General features: G+C 36.5%; 15 protein-coding genes and 1 tRNA gene. 4 read left to right on the top strand and 12 right to left on the bottom strand.

The genetic code is table 11. From position 1 onward, the window contains the following. Positions 1–208: 208 nt before the first annotated feature. Positions 209–964, bottom strand: coding sequence for a GDYXXLXY domain-containing protein (locus H6G44_RS01925; RefSeq protein ID WP_190384852.1), 756 nt, complete (start codon positions 962–964; stop codon positions 209–211). Between the two features lie 168 nt (positions 965–1132). Next, a complete protein-coding gene (locus H6G44_RS20465; RefSeq protein WP_276513823.1) occupies positions 1133–1258 on the bottom strand; it encodes a hypothetical protein in 126 nt (41 codons plus the stop codon). Between the two features lie 31 nt (positions 1259–1289). On the opposite strand from H6G44_RS20465, the gene H6G44_RS20105 reads away from it, so the two are divergent. Beyond that, positions 1290–1568 carry a transposase gene (locus H6G44_RS20105; protein WP_242031615.1) on the top strand — a complete coding sequence of 93 codons (279 nt, stop codon included), beginning with the start codon at positions 1290–1292 and terminating at the stop codon, positions 1566–1568. Continuing rightward, the gene (locus tag H6G44_RS20590; protein ID WP_311138906.1) at positions 1568–1774 is read left to right on the top strand and encodes a winged helix-turn-helix domain-containing protein; all 207 of its coding nucleotides are present in this window, start codon (positions 1568–1570) and stop codon (positions 1772–1774) included. Before H6G44_RS20105 ends, H6G44_RS20590 begins: the two co-directional genes overlap by 1 nt. Positions 1775–1776: 2 nt before the next feature. Here H6G44_RS20590 and H6G44_RS01915 read toward each other — a convergent pair whose 3' ends face one another. From H6G44_RS01915 to H6G44_RS01900, 4 genes are all read right to left on the bottom strand, one after another. Then, positions 1777–2304 carry a hypothetical protein gene (locus H6G44_RS01915; protein WP_190384851.1) on the bottom strand — a complete coding sequence of 176 codons (528 nt, stop codon included), beginning with the start codon at positions 2302–2304 and terminating at the stop codon, positions 1777–1779. Positions 2305–2341: 37 nt separating this feature from the next. After that, entirely contained in the window at positions 2342–3754 is a 1413-nt protein-coding gene (locus H6G44_RS01910; RefSeq protein WP_190384850.1) for an AAA family ATPase, read from the bottom strand. A 228-nt stretch (positions 3755–3982) separates the two neighbouring features. Next, a tRNA-Ser gene (locus H6G44_RS01905) sits at positions 3983–4067 on the bottom strand. 58 nt (positions 4068–4125) lie between these two features. Next, the gene (locus tag H6G44_RS01900) at positions 4126–5055 is read right to left on the bottom strand and encodes a TIGR04168 family protein (protein ID WP_190384849.1); all 930 of its coding nucleotides are present in this window, start codon (positions 5053–5055) and stop codon (positions 4126–4128) included. 152 nt (positions 5056–5207) lie between these two features. On the opposite strand from H6G44_RS01900, the gene nadA reads away from it, so the two are divergent. Further along, the gene (gene nadA / locus H6G44_RS01895) at positions 5208–6173 is read left to right on the top strand and encodes a quinolinate synthase NadA (protein WP_190384848.1); all 966 of its coding nucleotides are present in this window, start codon (positions 5208–5210) and stop codon (positions 6171–6173) included. 22 nt (positions 6174–6195) lie between these two features. On the opposite strand, the gene H6G44_RS01890 is transcribed toward nadA, so the two are convergent. Beyond that, positions 6196–7035, bottom strand: coding sequence for a hypothetical protein (locus tag H6G44_RS01890; RefSeq protein WP_190384847.1), 840 nt, complete (start codon positions 7033–7035; stop codon positions 6196–6198). Between the two features lie 183 nt (positions 7036–7218). After that, a complete protein-coding gene (locus tag H6G44_RS01885) occupies positions 7219–8280 on the bottom strand; it encodes an SGNH/GDSL hydrolase family protein (protein ID WP_190384846.1) in 1062 nt (353 codons plus the stop codon). A gap of 790 nt (positions 8281–9070) precedes the next feature. Between H6G44_RS01885 and H6G44_RS01880 the strand changes: the two genes are divergently transcribed. Beyond that, entirely contained in the window at positions 9071–9265 is a 195-nt protein-coding gene (locus tag H6G44_RS01880) for a hypothetical protein (RefSeq protein WP_015083627.1), read from the top strand. 691 nt (positions 9266–9956) lie between these two features. On the opposite strand, the gene H6G44_RS01875 is transcribed toward H6G44_RS01880, so the two are convergent. The 4 genes from H6G44_RS01875 to H6G44_RS01860 all read right to left on the bottom strand — a co-directional run bounded on the left by H6G44_RS01875 (position 9957) and on the right by H6G44_RS01860 (position 14244). After that, a complete protein-coding gene (locus tag H6G44_RS01875) occupies positions 9957–10682 on the bottom strand; it encodes a cyclase family protein (protein ID WP_311138905.1) in 726 nt (241 codons plus the stop codon). Positions 10683–10941: 259 nt separating this feature from the next. Then, the gene (locus H6G44_RS01870) at positions 10942–11961 is read right to left on the bottom strand and encodes an ABC transporter ATP-binding protein (protein WP_190384845.1); all 1020 of its coding nucleotides are present in this window, start codon (positions 11959–11961) and stop codon (positions 10942–10944) included. Positions 11962–12071: 110 nt separating this feature from the next. After that, positions 12072–12920 (bottom strand): Uma2 family endonuclease, encoded by an 849-nt coding sequence (locus tag H6G44_RS01865; RefSeq protein ID WP_190384877.1) that lies wholly within the window; start codon positions 12918–12920, stop codon positions 12072–12074. A gap of 130 nt (positions 12921–13050) precedes the next feature. After that, positions 13051–14244: a DNA cytosine methyltransferase gene (locus H6G44_RS01860; RefSeq protein WP_190384844.1), complete on the bottom strand. Its 1194-nt coding sequence runs from the start codon at positions 14242–14244 to the stop codon at positions 13051–13053. Positions 14245–14399 lie beyond the last annotated feature (155 nt).

Raw genomic sequence — 14399 nt, 5'->3', positions numbered from 1 at the left:
GGGCAATTTATTCCTAAGAAGATAAAGAAGCCAAAAACCAAAAGTTAGGCTAAATTAACTCAAGACTAATGGCTTCTAATCTAGAATACTACTGATTATTTATAGCAGTTCCCATACTTGTGAGGTACAAAGTTTTTTAGTTTTAGAGAACAGGGAACAGGGAATAAATTGCTGTGTACTTCATGAGACTGGAAAACGATATATTTACTTACTGAAACCGATAATTGCGATAGTTACCTCTACCAGAAGCATTTTTGATAGATAAACCCGTTAGCACAGCATTACCTTGAGAATCTACTTTGATTTTAACTAATATGGGTTGTTCTCTACCATTTCCGTTTTCTTGAAGTTGTGAAATATCCTCATTAATTTGCTGTCTTTGTTTTTGAGAAATGAAATAGTTTTCCAACCCATAATTAATTAACCCGTCTTCATAATTACCCTTTAAAACTGCCTGATTATTAGATAAAGAACCAGGACGATTACTACTTACCCGGACAGGTTTCCAAGACTGGAATTGATTTCGATTTCTAGGTCGCGCTTCGCTATTAAAAGATTGTTGTTCTTGCAAAATTAGATATAAGATACTTCCTTGGGAAATTTGCTTATCTCTACGGGAATTTCTTCGTAACCAATCATTCCAACCCGGTAACCTCCTTAAAGTATCGGGACGGGAAATATTATAATCTAAATTCAATGAAGAACCCCGAATAACATCATTAGAATTTACAGATACGGTTTGCAAAATTACTGTTTTCCCAGTCATGTCTATAAACATTGCTTGAGAAGGTACAGCCAAAATTAAACCTAATTGAAAGAATAAAGGGGCAATTAATCGCCAAATCGGTAAAGGTTTATTAGCCTTTTGTTCTGTAGCAATTAGATAATCTCGAAAAGTTAACTTTTCCGAAAATTCCATTTCTGGAGTTAAGGCTTTTTTGCGTTCAGGGAAGTCATTTTTCATGAGGTTAATTTAGTAATTAGTAATAGATAATAGGAAAAAATACTTTTCCCGTTGCTGCTAATTTTTGGATAGGAATTTATACGCAGAGATTTATGGATATGTCTTAGAGGGTGTTTAAAAAGTTTTGAGGGGTAAGATTTTATGCTAATTACCTCACCATGATCCGGATCATAGCATCGCTCTGGTACATTGGCGGCGGCGACTAACATCCGCAGAATCCACCCCAACGGTCATAAACCGCTTTCGCCCTTTGATTTGTTTATCCGCATCATATCCTATTTTCCGACTCACCATCGCCGCACTTTTTACACTTTGACTATCGATTATGGCTTCTGATGGACTGGAATGGCGTTCCGCTTCAATTCTCGTAAATTTTCACATGAGATTGAAATATTCGACTGATATAAGACAAAAAATATTAAGTGCTTGCCAAAATAAAGAAGGCACGCAAAGAGAGTTAGCAGCGAGATTTAAAGTGAGCCTATCATTTATCAGTGAATTTTTCCGCCAATATAGAGAAACGGGGAAAATAGAACCCAAACCTAAAGGTGGAGACCGCCGTTCTTTAATTAAAGGTAAAGAGGAAGAATTATTGAAAAAATAGTGATAGAGCAGAATGATATATATTTACGGGAAATTCAAGCAGCAATAAAGGAGCAAACAAAAATAGAGGTAAGTATATCCAGTTTATCCCGAACTCTAAAACGCTTAGATTTAAGACGTAAAAAAACTTTAGTAGCCAGTGAGCAAAAAACACAAAGAGTACAAGAAATGCGTTTTGATTTGATAAGGCAATTACTAAAGTGGTAAAATTATTTACCCTTCTTTGGTTTTCCTTTCGGTTGATACTTCGCACCTCGCAAAAAATTACCTAAATCTGAATCTCTATAAATTCTATAGTTCCCTTCACCAAACTTAGCCTTTAATTCTTCTTTGTATCTATCAAATTCTTGTGGTGCAGAACCATCATATACAATATAGGTTTTTGCAGTAAACTTTAATGATGAATTAAACTTTTTGAGAAATTCGTTAAAGTAGTAATATGTAGTTTTAACTTGCTCTGTAGCTCTTTTTATGTCACCACCCTTCAATTCTACAAAGCAGATAATCCTTTCATTGTCTTTTGCATAAAATACAATGAGATCACAAATTTTCATTCCTTCTCTATCTAATCCTAATAATTTACGAAATTTACAATTAGGGTTCGATTTCTCGTCTATATGAAAAAATAAAACTGTTTCACCACTTGCTGGTTGTAAACTTACTTCCACACCATATTCTTTATGACTTGTTTTTCCTGGTAGTAAACAACATGATAACAATAAATGATCGAAAGGCATTTTAAAATCACTCCTGAACTTAAGATTATAAGAGTGATTATGGAAAAATATGGGAAATGTCATCTGAAACATTCCCAAATGTTCCCCAATCTATCCTACCGTCTTCATGTAATATATTTTTAGCTGTACCATCTTCAAATAGATAAACAGAAACTTTTTCTTGAGGAATAAAAGCTTCTGTTCGCTCTAAATAAAATCGTTCTTTGAGACTTTCTTTATCTTCATATTTAGCAGCTTTCATTAAATTAGCTAGATGATCAATTATATAAGGGCTGTGAGTTGTAATTAACACTTTCAAACCTGCTTGAACTAACATTGCTAAAAATTCGATCATTTGTACTTGCGCTGCTGGATGTAAATTCACTTCTGGTTCATCAATAATTAGTAATTCATTTGGTACAGCGAAATAACGTAAACACAAAACTAACGGAGCTAATTCTTTTACCATTGAAGAAGAAACTGTCATTTCTAACTTAATATTTTCTGATAGTTGATAAAGAATTTCTTGATCAAAGCTAGAATTTTCAATATTGACTTTTCCTCCCAAAATATCATGTTCTAAAATTTCTGCTAATTTAAGATATTCCAAAACTTCTGGGTAAAGTTGTATTTCTTTTTCTCTTTGTGATGATGTTTTTATGTATATGCTTTCTAGTGTCAATTTTAAATCTTGTACTGGTATGCTTAGTTTCATAGATGAAAGACTTTTTACATTCTCATCAAGATCATCATCATAAATATCTTCAATATTTATGTAATTTTTAATTTTTATAGCTGAAGAAAAGAGCGGTAAAATTCCTGTTCTTTCTGTAGGAAATATATAAGTTTCCAAATGAAAAAACCTGTGAATTGTTCTAAAAATTAATTTAAGTAAAATCTGCTCAAAGGCTCTTTTAGGTAATTTTTTCAAAATATTTTCTTCGGAACTTGAAAGTATATATAAATAAATCTTACTGTCACCTAATTCCTTGAGAATATGTAAAGTATCTTTACTTTGAGTACCAAAAGATAACTGTTGATCTATAAAATCTTTTTTAAGATTATTTAATATTGCTGGTTTAGCTACTGCTAAATCAAAGCTCACTTTCATCTTTTTAAAATCAACACGATCTGTGGCTAGAAATTTATTCATCCAGCTATGTGCTAAATCAGAAACATCATTGATATATGTTTCAATAAACTCTTCAGCAAATTCAATTAAATCAATCCGAACAGTTCCTTCTTGTAAAAATTCTTCAACCGCATTATCTATAATGGGATATCTCTGTTGAGTCTTTTTATCCAGATAAGCTTGCCAATATCTCTCACATCCATATTCACCTAATATAGAGGCTAAAGTATAAGCTGTCCAAGTTTTCCCTGTTCCATTACCACCAATAAAGACAGTTAAAGGCTTTAAATCAATTTCTGCCTTTTCAATAACACCTAAGTTAGCAATTTCTATTTTCATGACACATTTAATTTTAATTAGGGTTAGAAATCTCCAATTGACTACACCCTACCATTATTCGTAAATTCAGCAAATCATACCTATTGCTGAATTACATATTTAAAAGTTTATATCTGGAATAATAGCAAAACTAACTCTTACCTTACAGCAAATTTAATATTTCCAAATCAAACTCTTATGCTCTTCTCTGAGACTCCGCGCCTCTGCGTGAGATAAAAACTAAAAAAACGGAGAAGGGGAGATTCGAACTCCCGGAAGCTTTCACCTCATCCGATTTCAAGTCGGACGCATTCGACCACTCTGCCACCTCTCCAGAGTATTTGCCAGAATTGTGCAATACAAAAACTGACAAATAAGATCATAACATATAATTACAGAATTGGCACTACTGAAATTGAAGAATTATAAAAAACTTCCTCAGCAGCGATTTGGTACCCCTGATCCACCCATACCAGAGAAGCTTTTGTTACCAAACCATCCTCCAAAGAAACCAGAGAAAAATTCCGTAACTTCATCCCGTCTTGTTGAATAATCCGGGGGACAGTAGCAGCATTTAGGTAAATAGTTCCTTCTGGATTTCTAAACACAGCCTTCCGTTGCAGCTTCTTAGTATAGCGCAGAGTCCGGTGCATATGACCAAAAGCGACTAGAGAAACCCTTTTATTCATATTGAGACTTTGAGAAATTGCTTCTGCAAAATCAGGATCACCAAAATCACCACCAATAGGATGCCAATCCTTGCCACAAGGGTCATCCGGGCGATCGCCTAAACCACTCGGTCCATTGTGTCCCAGAAAAATAATATGATCACAAGTAACACTTTTTACTACCTTAACAATTTTATCTGCGGACTCCTCCAAACTAGAGACACCATAACGTTCTTGGCACATTTGGGCAAATCGCCATTCAGATCCTCCCCAGGTAAAAGGACGACCACCCACTACTGTTAAATTCCACTGCGGAAAATCTAACTTACCATAACCGACTTGGGCCGATCCTAATAAATCTAGCTGTTCCTGTACCCAGTCTTCCTTGGTGCGGTCATAAGGACATTTTTTGCGTCCCCATTCAGTTGCCGAGTACCAGGCATCATGATTGCCCATTACCGCTGCTTTGGGAAGATCCAGGGAAGCGATCGCTTTTACCACCTCCACCGACTCATTCCCAAAATCACCGACAAATAGCGCCAAGTCAACACCGAGATGCTGGAGTGCTATACCGTCTTCTGCTTCCCATTGGTCGTGAACATCGCCAATTACAGCAATTTTGACAGATTTTGATTGATTTTTCTGACTGGTCATGCCACTTTAAAAAACCGTATATTTCCAGGATATGAAACTCCACCGGATTTGGACATAAATTACTAAGATCAATACCCTCCTATTTTTGGTAAAAACTACTATAATAGAATTTACAAGGTAATCTTAATTGTACAAAAAAGCAGTTTTTAATTGTGTTTACAACTACACTTACTCAACCAAAATCAGCCATTTTACCATTAGATCTATTTACTGCCATTGCGGAGCTAAAAACAGAACTCAACGCGGTAATATTAGCCCACTACTACCAAGATCCTGATATTCAAGATATTGCCGACTTTATTGGCGATTCCTTACAATTAGCCAGAGCCGCAGCCAATACCAAAGCCGATGTTATTGTTTTTGCCGGTGTTCACTTCATGGCTGAAACAGCGAAAATCCTCAATCCTGATAAATTGGTCTTATTACCAGATATCAATGCAGGATGTTCTTTAGCAGATAGTTGTCCTCCCCAAGAGTTTGCGGAGTTCAAAAACGCATATCCAGACCATTTAGTTATTTCTTATATTAACTGTTCAGCAGAAATCAAAGCCATGAGCGATATTATCTGCACCAGTTCCAACGCTGTGAAAATTGTCCAGCAAATACCCAAAGAACAGCCGATTATTTTCGCCCCAGATCGGAATCTAGGAAGGTATGTAATCGAACAAACAGGACGGGAAATGCTATTATGGCAAGGTAGCTGTATTGTCCATGAAACCTTTTCCGAAAAGAAAATAGTCCAGTTAAAAATTACACATCCTAACGCGGAAGCGATCGCTCACCCCGAATGTGAAACCAGCATTTTACGCCATGCCAGTTATATTGGCTCTACAGCCGCCTTACTCAATTATTGTCAAACCAGCCCTAGTCAAGAATTCATCGTGGCTACAGAGCCAGGAATCATTCACCAGATGCAAAAACTATCACCAAACAAACACTTTATTCCCGCACCCCCCCAAAGTGATTGCAACTGTAACGAATGTCCATTTATGCGGCTAAATACCCTAGAAAAACTGTATTTAGCCATGAAAAACCGCACTCCAGAAATTACTTTATCAGAAGAAATTCGGATAGCCGCACTGCAACCAATGCAACGAATGTTAGAAATGAGTGTCTAGTTAAAGTTAAAAATTTAACTTGCTATTTCCTCTTTTGAGCTTCCTTCTGCGCTGCCTCACTATACTTTTTATACAGCTTAGTTCTAATTTGTGATTCTTGATAGCGGCTGTGACTGGGGGAAACCTGACCCATTAAATCAGAAGCCCGTTGCCAAGTAGCAGCTAGTTCTAACCACTGAGTTGAAGTTATAGCCATTTTAGTAGTAGCAGTAGCTTGGTTAGCAAGTCGCACAGAGACAACAAAGGGATCATCAGCTAGAATAGAAAAACCTTGGACAGGAGGACGTGATAATTCTCCTGGTCTTGGGTTAGTTGTTTGGGAAGATTGAGAACCCAACAGCCAAGCTAGTACAATTACTGAAGATAAACCGGAAACCCCCATAATTAAAGTTTTAATGGAAATTTTCCCTTGGTTCTGATTCTTTAGTAAAGACTGGGGTTGAACTAAAATCGGTTTTCTGGATTTGGTATAAACTTCAGTGAAATTGGGAATTAACTGCTGAAATAAATTTGGTTGAGATAGGATAATTTCCTGTGACCACAGCAGTTGACTATCAGTATCACTGTTCATTTCTACCAACCATAATAATTGGTCTTCTTGAACAATTCGAGTATTAATATTAACTCTGCGAATATGACGTGGTGCAATTGACTCCAAAATTTCTTTAATTTTTGGTACTAAGGAAGGTTGCTCAAGTCGCTCCACCGTGGCCGCTTCACACAAAAGCTGTAAAACACCACCTGCAAAGACTGCTCTGGCTCTCACACCGGAGATAATTAGTCTTTCATTCAAAACTTGAATAATTGCCGCAACGCTGCCCTGGTGGGCTTGCCAAGCGATATCATTTATCCGATCTAACATTTTATGTTTAGTGATAGCTCTCACACCCTGACCTGTTAAATAAAATAACTAAAGTTACCAGTTATCTATATTTAGGCTGGTAATTGGTAATTGGTCAGCACTTTTTTCTTGTGCCTCTTACCTCTTGCCTCTTGCCTTTTTCCTACTAGCAACTTACGCTAATATACCTTCAATTTGTATATATCAATTGTAAATTTGAGCTACTCTATATTCTATTTGCTCAAGTGCAAATTGCCATATTTGATACCCTGCTAGAGATAAATGTAACCCATCTGTAGTTAATTCAGGGCGCAAGTTACTATCAGTGTCCGTAAACCAATTATGAATATTCAGATAATTAACCCCTTGTTTTTCGGCAATTATAGCAAGTTGGGCGTTAATATGACGAATACGACTATTGAGAATTTTCTGAGAGCGTACAGGTAAAATCGATTGGACAATTATTTTACTGGTGGGATGCTTCCGACGCAAGTTATAAATAATTCGTGAGGAATTTACTAGAATTACTTTGTCAGTAGCACCCTTACGTAAATCGTTAATTCCCACCATTAAGTAAATTACATCTGGTTTGGTTGCGGAAAATGCCGACAATCTTTTAGAAACGCCCTCGGTGGTATCTCCAGATATGCCTTGATTTAGCCATAATTTCCCCGTCGGTAATTTGTCCTTGGGAAACCACAGACTTAAAGAATCACCCACTAAGATGCTTAAACGATTTGCACCTTGTCCCTTGGTAATAGCTTTAGCTTCCATGGCTAATAAATTTTTCCAATCTTCATAAGTTGGTTTAAATGCTTTCCTTAACTGCCCAGATGATTCTAAATTCTCTTCATTATCATTTCGTGTATAAATTTGACCACTCTTAAGTGATGCTAACCTTTGTCGGTAAAGTTGATTACTGGAAATAGGTAATTTAGTCTTAGTTGTAGGGAAATCGAAGTTAAATGATGATTTTACCGGTGTGAATAACTCCTGGGGTCTAAATTCTGATAACAGAATCCTTAAACTGGGGATATTCATTTCAATAGCTGATAATTCTTGCATGGGTAACAAGGTTTGATAACTAAATTCAGGTGCAGCAATTTGGCCGGGAGCGGTTTTTTGGCTGTGGTTAGACTGGAAACCCTGCACTAAATCTACTAAGGGTGGGGAATTTTGAGGAAGGTTAGGTTGCTGGGGAATTATTGATGTCTGTATTATTAGCCCTGTTAATAAACTCGCAGCTAACAGATAAGGTTCGCTCATGTTTATTTTGTTCCTTGTGAGTATTCACTAATTTTTCTTATGACGGACATAAATAGGTGAATTCAGGAAGATTTGGATTTCTGTTTATTTTCCTAGTTCACAATATTTAACATTCTTAAACAATATAACTATATCGGATTCCCTGACCTATCAGCTACCCTCTATAGTTATGATTAAAGAATGCTAGATTTTGGAATTTATAAGCTTAAAAGTGTTGCTGTATAATCATTTTAAGCTTTTGTCTGTCTATCTATCACCATCTTTTTTCCACCACTTAGAGCTTAAATATTTACTAATTTCTGAACCTCATACTTTTGGTAGATGACAATTACCAATTGATTATGATCTGAATCATAAGAAAGACTAATAAATAATTATGTCAGCATTAATATTTATTGGTAAGATATTGGAGGATAAAAAGTTATAATCCCTTATTTATAAGGGTTATACGGCATATTCTATCTTTTAGATATATATGTTTATTCATACTTACTACTTAAAAAATTTTACTATTAATATAAGTAAAAATATGTAATTTTATTGTGTATTTTGAATAACATAACCGCAAATAATAACAATAAGTAAATCGTGGAAATGCTTGCTACAGAAGAGTTATACCCGTCGTCAGAAAGTTAGATTTGCAGAATTATTAAGTCTGTTTGTTGTCTAAAGTCTGGATTAGACATATAAAGATTTATCGAAACTAAAGTAGATCAGTTCCAGGGATATAGAATAACTTCGCAAAAAGTGCTACTATTTATCGGAAGTCATTAGTGTTTCTTTTTATCCCGTGGCTAGAGCTAGTACAGCAATCGGTGTTAGTCCCATCATCAAGGAGATTGTGCAAAAACAGGCACATTCAACTCGCTTAACCTTAAAAGAGGTTATTCTCATGGGAATGTTGGCAATTGATAAGTTAGATGATCAGAATTGTCAAGAATTGGCAGATCAGGTTCATCAAATGCAGGTCAATGGTGAAATCTAAAACTGCTGGTAAGAGTCTAAATTCTAAGTCTCTGTCCTTCAGTTCATGGTTTAAAAAATAGCAAAAGTAGTAGTATATTTGATAAAATCTCTACTTTTGACTAAAACCGTAGGAATTTCCCATAAAATAGTTCTCGTTCAAGTCCAAACTTAACCAACATTCTTGTTAATTCACAGGAACAAGCTCCGTTGAGTTAAAAGCAGCGAAGGGATCTAGTTTTTAGATCCTCTTCATCTGTGAAAAATTTAATAAATAACTCAGTGAAAGTTCAGAAAACTGTGCTGGATAGGGTTTTATTTCTGCTGATTTACAGTAATGCAAATCAGCAATATTGGGTTTGATAGTGGCAATTTCCAGCAAATTTTGCGGAATACCTCTGCTTATTTTTGGGAAATTAACTAAAACATCATTGCTAATTGACTTCCCTTCCCAAAAAGCTGAAACTCTATGGATATCGTGAGAGTTTTATTGAGTTTCGGTGCTGTTTTTGGAAAATTAGTCAGTTATTACCATTGGTAAAATATTTTAGCCTTATAACCATTTTTGAGTAATTTTGTATACTCTGGTTATAAGGCTTTAATATCTCAATTATTTCTGTGAATTCCGATTTTAAAAGTCTTCTGACTCTTGATATTTGGTATTATTGATGATCAGTTAAGGGGGTTGATGAAAATCGCGGAAAAGTAAAAATTTAAAACAATGCCATTACCGCAGCGGGAGAACCAGAACCACCCTTTAATCTGATAACTCCTATGATTACAGTAGTATGTTGGGGTGGTAATTGATCTAAATTGGTGAGATTTTCTAGAACAATTAGCCCTCGCTCTAACAGCAAACGATTAATGGTAAAATTGCTGTCCTGTCCCGAATCTACACCATGAGTATCAATACCCAAGCCAGCAATATGTCTATGTGTAATTAAAAACTCAGTTACCTGAGAGCCAAAACCGGGAAAGTGCATTTTTCCGGCTGTGTCTTGTCCAAAGAAGGCCTTGTGATTTAACCATTTTTCTTGCCAACCAGTATATAGTATTACTAAACTACCTGCGGTAATTTCCCCAAATTCATTTTCCCAAGCTTGGATATCACTAATTGTCAAAACATAATCGGAATTGGCTGCAGCTTGTTCGCAAATATTGATAACTATAGCAGGTAATATTAATGATGCCGCTGGGTACTGATCAACACTTGCACAGTCTGCGTAAAAACTATTGGGAGCATTAATATGAGTGGCGCTATGTTCTCCTAAAGAAAAGCGTCGTAAGTAATAACCATCATTTTTAAGTTCTGCAACACTGGTAAATTCTACGGGAGGATCACCTATCCATCTGGGTATATCTGTATCAATTAGATGACTGAGATGAACGGCGCGAGAGTAATGTATATTACTTGAATATGAGAGGGGTTGACTAATCACAGGATTTACTCGTAAGTTCAGGAATTTATAAAAAGTAATCCCCCCAAACCTTTTAATTCTCAGGCCCTTGGGGAGAGTTTTGATTTTGCAGGAAAAAGTGAATATAATACTTAGTGAGGACTAAAGAAGTTAAGGTTTAAATAAGAAAAAGTTAATTTTGCCTCTAGAATTAAAATTAGTACAAACCTTCTAGAATTTTCCCATACGGAGTATGGGAACGGGAAAATGCACCCTACATTATACTATTCCCTGTTTATTGCTATCTCATATTCTGCTTTTTCTCAGTTTTAGGATCACGATTGGCTACAGCAGCTAATTCCGCGTCCATTAGGGTTTTTCCGGTTGCTGCTAGGTAAACATCATCTAAACTTGGACGAGATTGGGCGATACCAAAAATTGGTAAATTGGCATTATTTAATACTTGCTGAATCGTGATTAAAGCATCATTTTGCGGTGTAACTACCAAATTTAGGGAGTTACCCTGGGCGCTATTGATGATAATTTCTTGCACAAAAGGTAAAGCTGCTAAGAGGTTTTTAGCGGTTTCGGCTTCTTCTGGAGGTGAAAATTCGCGGATTCTTAAAGTGATGCGATCGCCACCTACTTGATCTTTTAACTGAGAAGGTGTACCATTAGCAATAACCAAACCTCTATCAATGATTGCCACTCTATCAGCTAAAGCGTCAACTTCTTCTAAATAATGGCTGGTAATTACCACAGTAGTTCCCGCAGCCCGCAATTGACGCAGGAAATTCCAGACTATCACTCGACTTTCAATATCTAAGCCTACGGTGGGTTCGTCTAATACTAACACATCCGGTGCATGGAGTAAACCTGCGGCTAAGTCTAAGCGTTTACGTAAACCACCGGAATAAGTGCCAGTTTTTTTATCTGCGTATTCTTGTAAACCCAGTAAATCGAGAATAGTATTAATTCGCTGTTTGATTAGCGCACCTGGAAGATGATACAGAGCGGCCTGTAATTGTAGTAACTCCCGACCAGTCAGGACTTTATCTAAAGCTACTTCCTGGGCTACATAACCCAGCCTTTGACGGGCTAATTTGGGGTGATCTAGTACAGAAATGCCTGAAATTTCAATTTTGCCAGTATCAGGGGTTGTCAGGGTACACAAAGCCCGGAGAGTGGTTGTTTTTCCCGCTCCGTTTGGTCCTAGGAGTCCAAATATTTCTCCTGGTTGCACTTGAAAGGAGACATCCTGGACTGCGACTACATTACCGTAGGATTTTTTTAGATTTTCGATGAGAACGGCGGCAGCCATGACAGCTATAATCCTTAACTATACAATTCGCAACAATCTATTTTCTATTGTACAAGTTGAGCGATCAAAGATCCCTGACTTCTTTAATAAGTCGGGGATCTCAATGGAAGTTAGTCGGAAATACCTGCATCTCGAAGGCGTTTTTCTAACTCTTCCAAGCGTTTTAAGGCAGTTTCTTTTGCAAGTCGTTCTTGATTCGCTTCTTGTTGGGCAGTTTCTTTTGCAAGTCGTTCTTGTTCCTTAGCAAGTCGTTCTTGCTCCTTAGCAAGTCGTTCTTGTTCCTTAGCAAGTCGTTCTTGTTCCTTAGCAAATCGTTCTTGCTGCACTAACTCAGAACCCCAAAGTAGCAAATTACCATCTTGATCCCACCAACGTAACCAGTAACCTTGACGGTTTTCGCGTTTTCCGGGCCAAACACCAATAAATAATTTCATTTCAGTTAACCAGTAACGGTTATTTTCATCTGAGAAACGCAATTTATAGTGTCCATTTTCATGCAAGTGATATATTTCTAATTCACCGATATCTGGTTGAAAAATGATGTAGTTAGGAACTTGTAAAACTTGTTCATAATAAAACCATTTTCCGGGGGGATAAGTGTGTTTATTAGAATATTCACTACCATCGCTATCGGAAAGAAATTCCATAACCACCGCAGGAATTTGTCCCTGTTTATGGGGGGTGTAACTGCGTTGGATTTGTTCTCTAGATACTGTAATTTGCGGCACGTAAGCCCAGTCAGGGGCTTTGATGACAAATTTACCATTTACGGTGGCACAGATGCCGTAATTGGTAGTAGCGAGGGCAGTTTCTGGAAGTTTACCAGCCAGTTCTAGGCTTTCCGTGAGCGCGGCTGCTAGACTGGGTTGATTGACATTATCCACAGGTTCATCGTCTAAAACGAAGTCTTCGGGTAAGAGTTCCCAAGTGATTTTGGTGGTCGAAGCACTTACAACCATAGGAAACACAAATAAGGGATTAAATTCTAGTATAGCTTGTGATGGATATGACAATTATAAAATTCCTCCCATAGCTGGTAAAAAATTTTGGGATATGATTCATCTTGAATATGATCATAAATTGGCTGAGTTAGCTGCAAAGTAAATTCTCTAAAGAAAATAGAGAGAGTTGTTCAGTAACTTTTTTTCCTTTTGGTTTATTTCCCTGCATTAAATAAATCAGATATTCACCAAGTTCTTTAGCGAGTAATACTGGAACTGCATTACCAATTTGTTTGTATTTAGAACTTATTGAACCATGAAAAATCCAATCATCAGGAAAAGTTTGAATTTTCGCAGACTCGCGCACAGTTAAAGGACGTAATTCTACAGGGTGACACATATCTGTAGCTTTTTGTTGGGGACTGGTTGTGATTGTTGGTGAAGGTTTATCCCAAGATAATCTTCTGTAAAAACCGACTTTTCCCCCACCGGAATTATAAGCACCTCCCATTGCTTCTCTTTGTAATTCTTCTGGTAAATTTCGCCAATTTTGTCCCGCTTGTAATAATCTTAAAAACTTGAGCCTATTTTCTGAATAACTAATAAATTCTGGTTGGATATCAACAAAATCTGTTAACGCATCTTTTAAAGTTCTCCACTTTGGTAAAATTTTCCCATCTTTACTATATTTAGCGAGAGGAAATGTAGCAGCTTCACCATCTCTAGAACCAATAAAAACTACACGGGATCTATTTTGAGGAACACCATAATCTGCGGCTTCTAATAGGTTATAAACTACGTTATAGCCTAATTCATTCATTTCCGCTAAAACTACTTTTAAAGCTGCACCATTCATTTCATCAAGTTCTAAAGCTGGGTAATTTTTTCCTCTTTGATTAATAGGACGATGACGCAAAGAAGCAGAAAGTAACCCTCTGACATTTTCCATTAAGAAAAATCGGGGTTGGACTTCTTTCACAATGCGAATAAAATCCATAAATAAACTCCCCCGTGGGTCCATAACTGAACCCCGTTTTCCTGCGGTGCTAAATGGCTGATAAGGGGGACTACCCGTGACTAAATCTATTTCTCCTGGAAGTAAAGCACGACCTAAATTTAAAACTCTTCCTCCTTCTTCTAGTAATTCTTGGGAAGAAACTTTTTCTAATTCTCTGGGAATAGCACTTTCTTGGAGATGAGGTCTATTAAGCGCAATTGTTTTAACTGTATCTTTATCTTTTTCAACTACACTAACAGTATGAAATCCTGCTTGTTCTAGTCCTAAATCTAAGCCATAAGCACCTGTGAATAGGGAAATGCAAATAGGTTGATTATTGATCATTATTGTTTTTGAAAGTTATTACTATATGACAAATTATACCTTTTCCAGGTTTTCAAACATCCCCTTGGAAGTCAAGAGAATTTAAATTTACTAGTACCTAATAAATACAGTTAATCGTAAGTAACTATTGTTATAGTTGCTCTACTACCATTTTA

It is taken from the genome of Aphanizomenon flos-aquae FACHB-1287 (genome assembly GCF_014698755.1).
Taxonomy (GTDB): domain Bacteria; phylum Cyanobacteriota; class Cyanobacteriia; order Cyanobacteriales; family Nostocaceae; genus Dolichospermum; species Dolichospermum flosaquae.
This window is presented reverse-complemented; position numbering and strand designations above follow the sequence as displayed.

Coding starts and splice junctions, on each gene's coding strand:
- H6G44_RS01860 (WP_190384844.1), bottom strand. CDS start 14,244: ATGATCAATAATCAACCTATTTGCATTTCCCTATTCACAGGTGCTTAT.
- H6G44_RS01885 (WP_190384846.1), bottom strand. CDS start 8,280: ATGAGCGAACCTTATCTGTTAGCTGCGAGTTTATTAACAGGGCTAATA.
- H6G44_RS01915 (WP_190384851.1), bottom strand. CDS start 2,304: ATGCCTTTCGATCATTTATTGTTATCATGTTGTTTACTACCAGGAAAA.
- H6G44_RS01910 (WP_190384850.1), bottom strand. CDS start 3,754: ATGAAAATAGAAATTGCTAACTTAGGTGTTATTGAAAAGGCAGAAATT.
- H6G44_RS01925 (WP_190384852.1), bottom strand. CDS start 964: ATGAAAAATGACTTCCCTGAACGCAAAAAAGCCTTAACTCCAGAAATG.
- H6G44_RS01870 (WP_190384845.1), bottom strand. CDS start 11,961: ATGGCTGCCGCCGTTCTCATCGAAAATCTAAAAAAATCCTACGGTAAT.
- H6G44_RS20105 (WP_242031615.1), top strand. CDS start 1,290: ATGGCTTCTGATGGACTGGAATGGCGTTCCGCTTCAATTCTCGTAAAT.
- H6G44_RS01900 (WP_190384849.1), bottom strand. CDS start 5,055: ATGACCAGTCAGAAAAATCAATCAAAATCTGTCAAAATTGCTGTAATT.
- H6G44_RS01890 (WP_190384847.1), bottom strand. CDS start 7,035: ATGTTAGATCGGATAAATGATATCGCTTGGCAAGCCCACCAGGGCAGC.
- H6G44_RS20465 (WP_276513823.1), bottom strand. CDS start 1,258: ATGGTGAGTCGGAAAATAGGATATGATGCGGATAAACAAATCAAAGGG.
- H6G44_RS01865 (WP_190384877.1), bottom strand. CDS start 12,920: ATGGTTGTAAGTGCTTCGACCACCAAAATCACTTGGGAACTCTTACCC.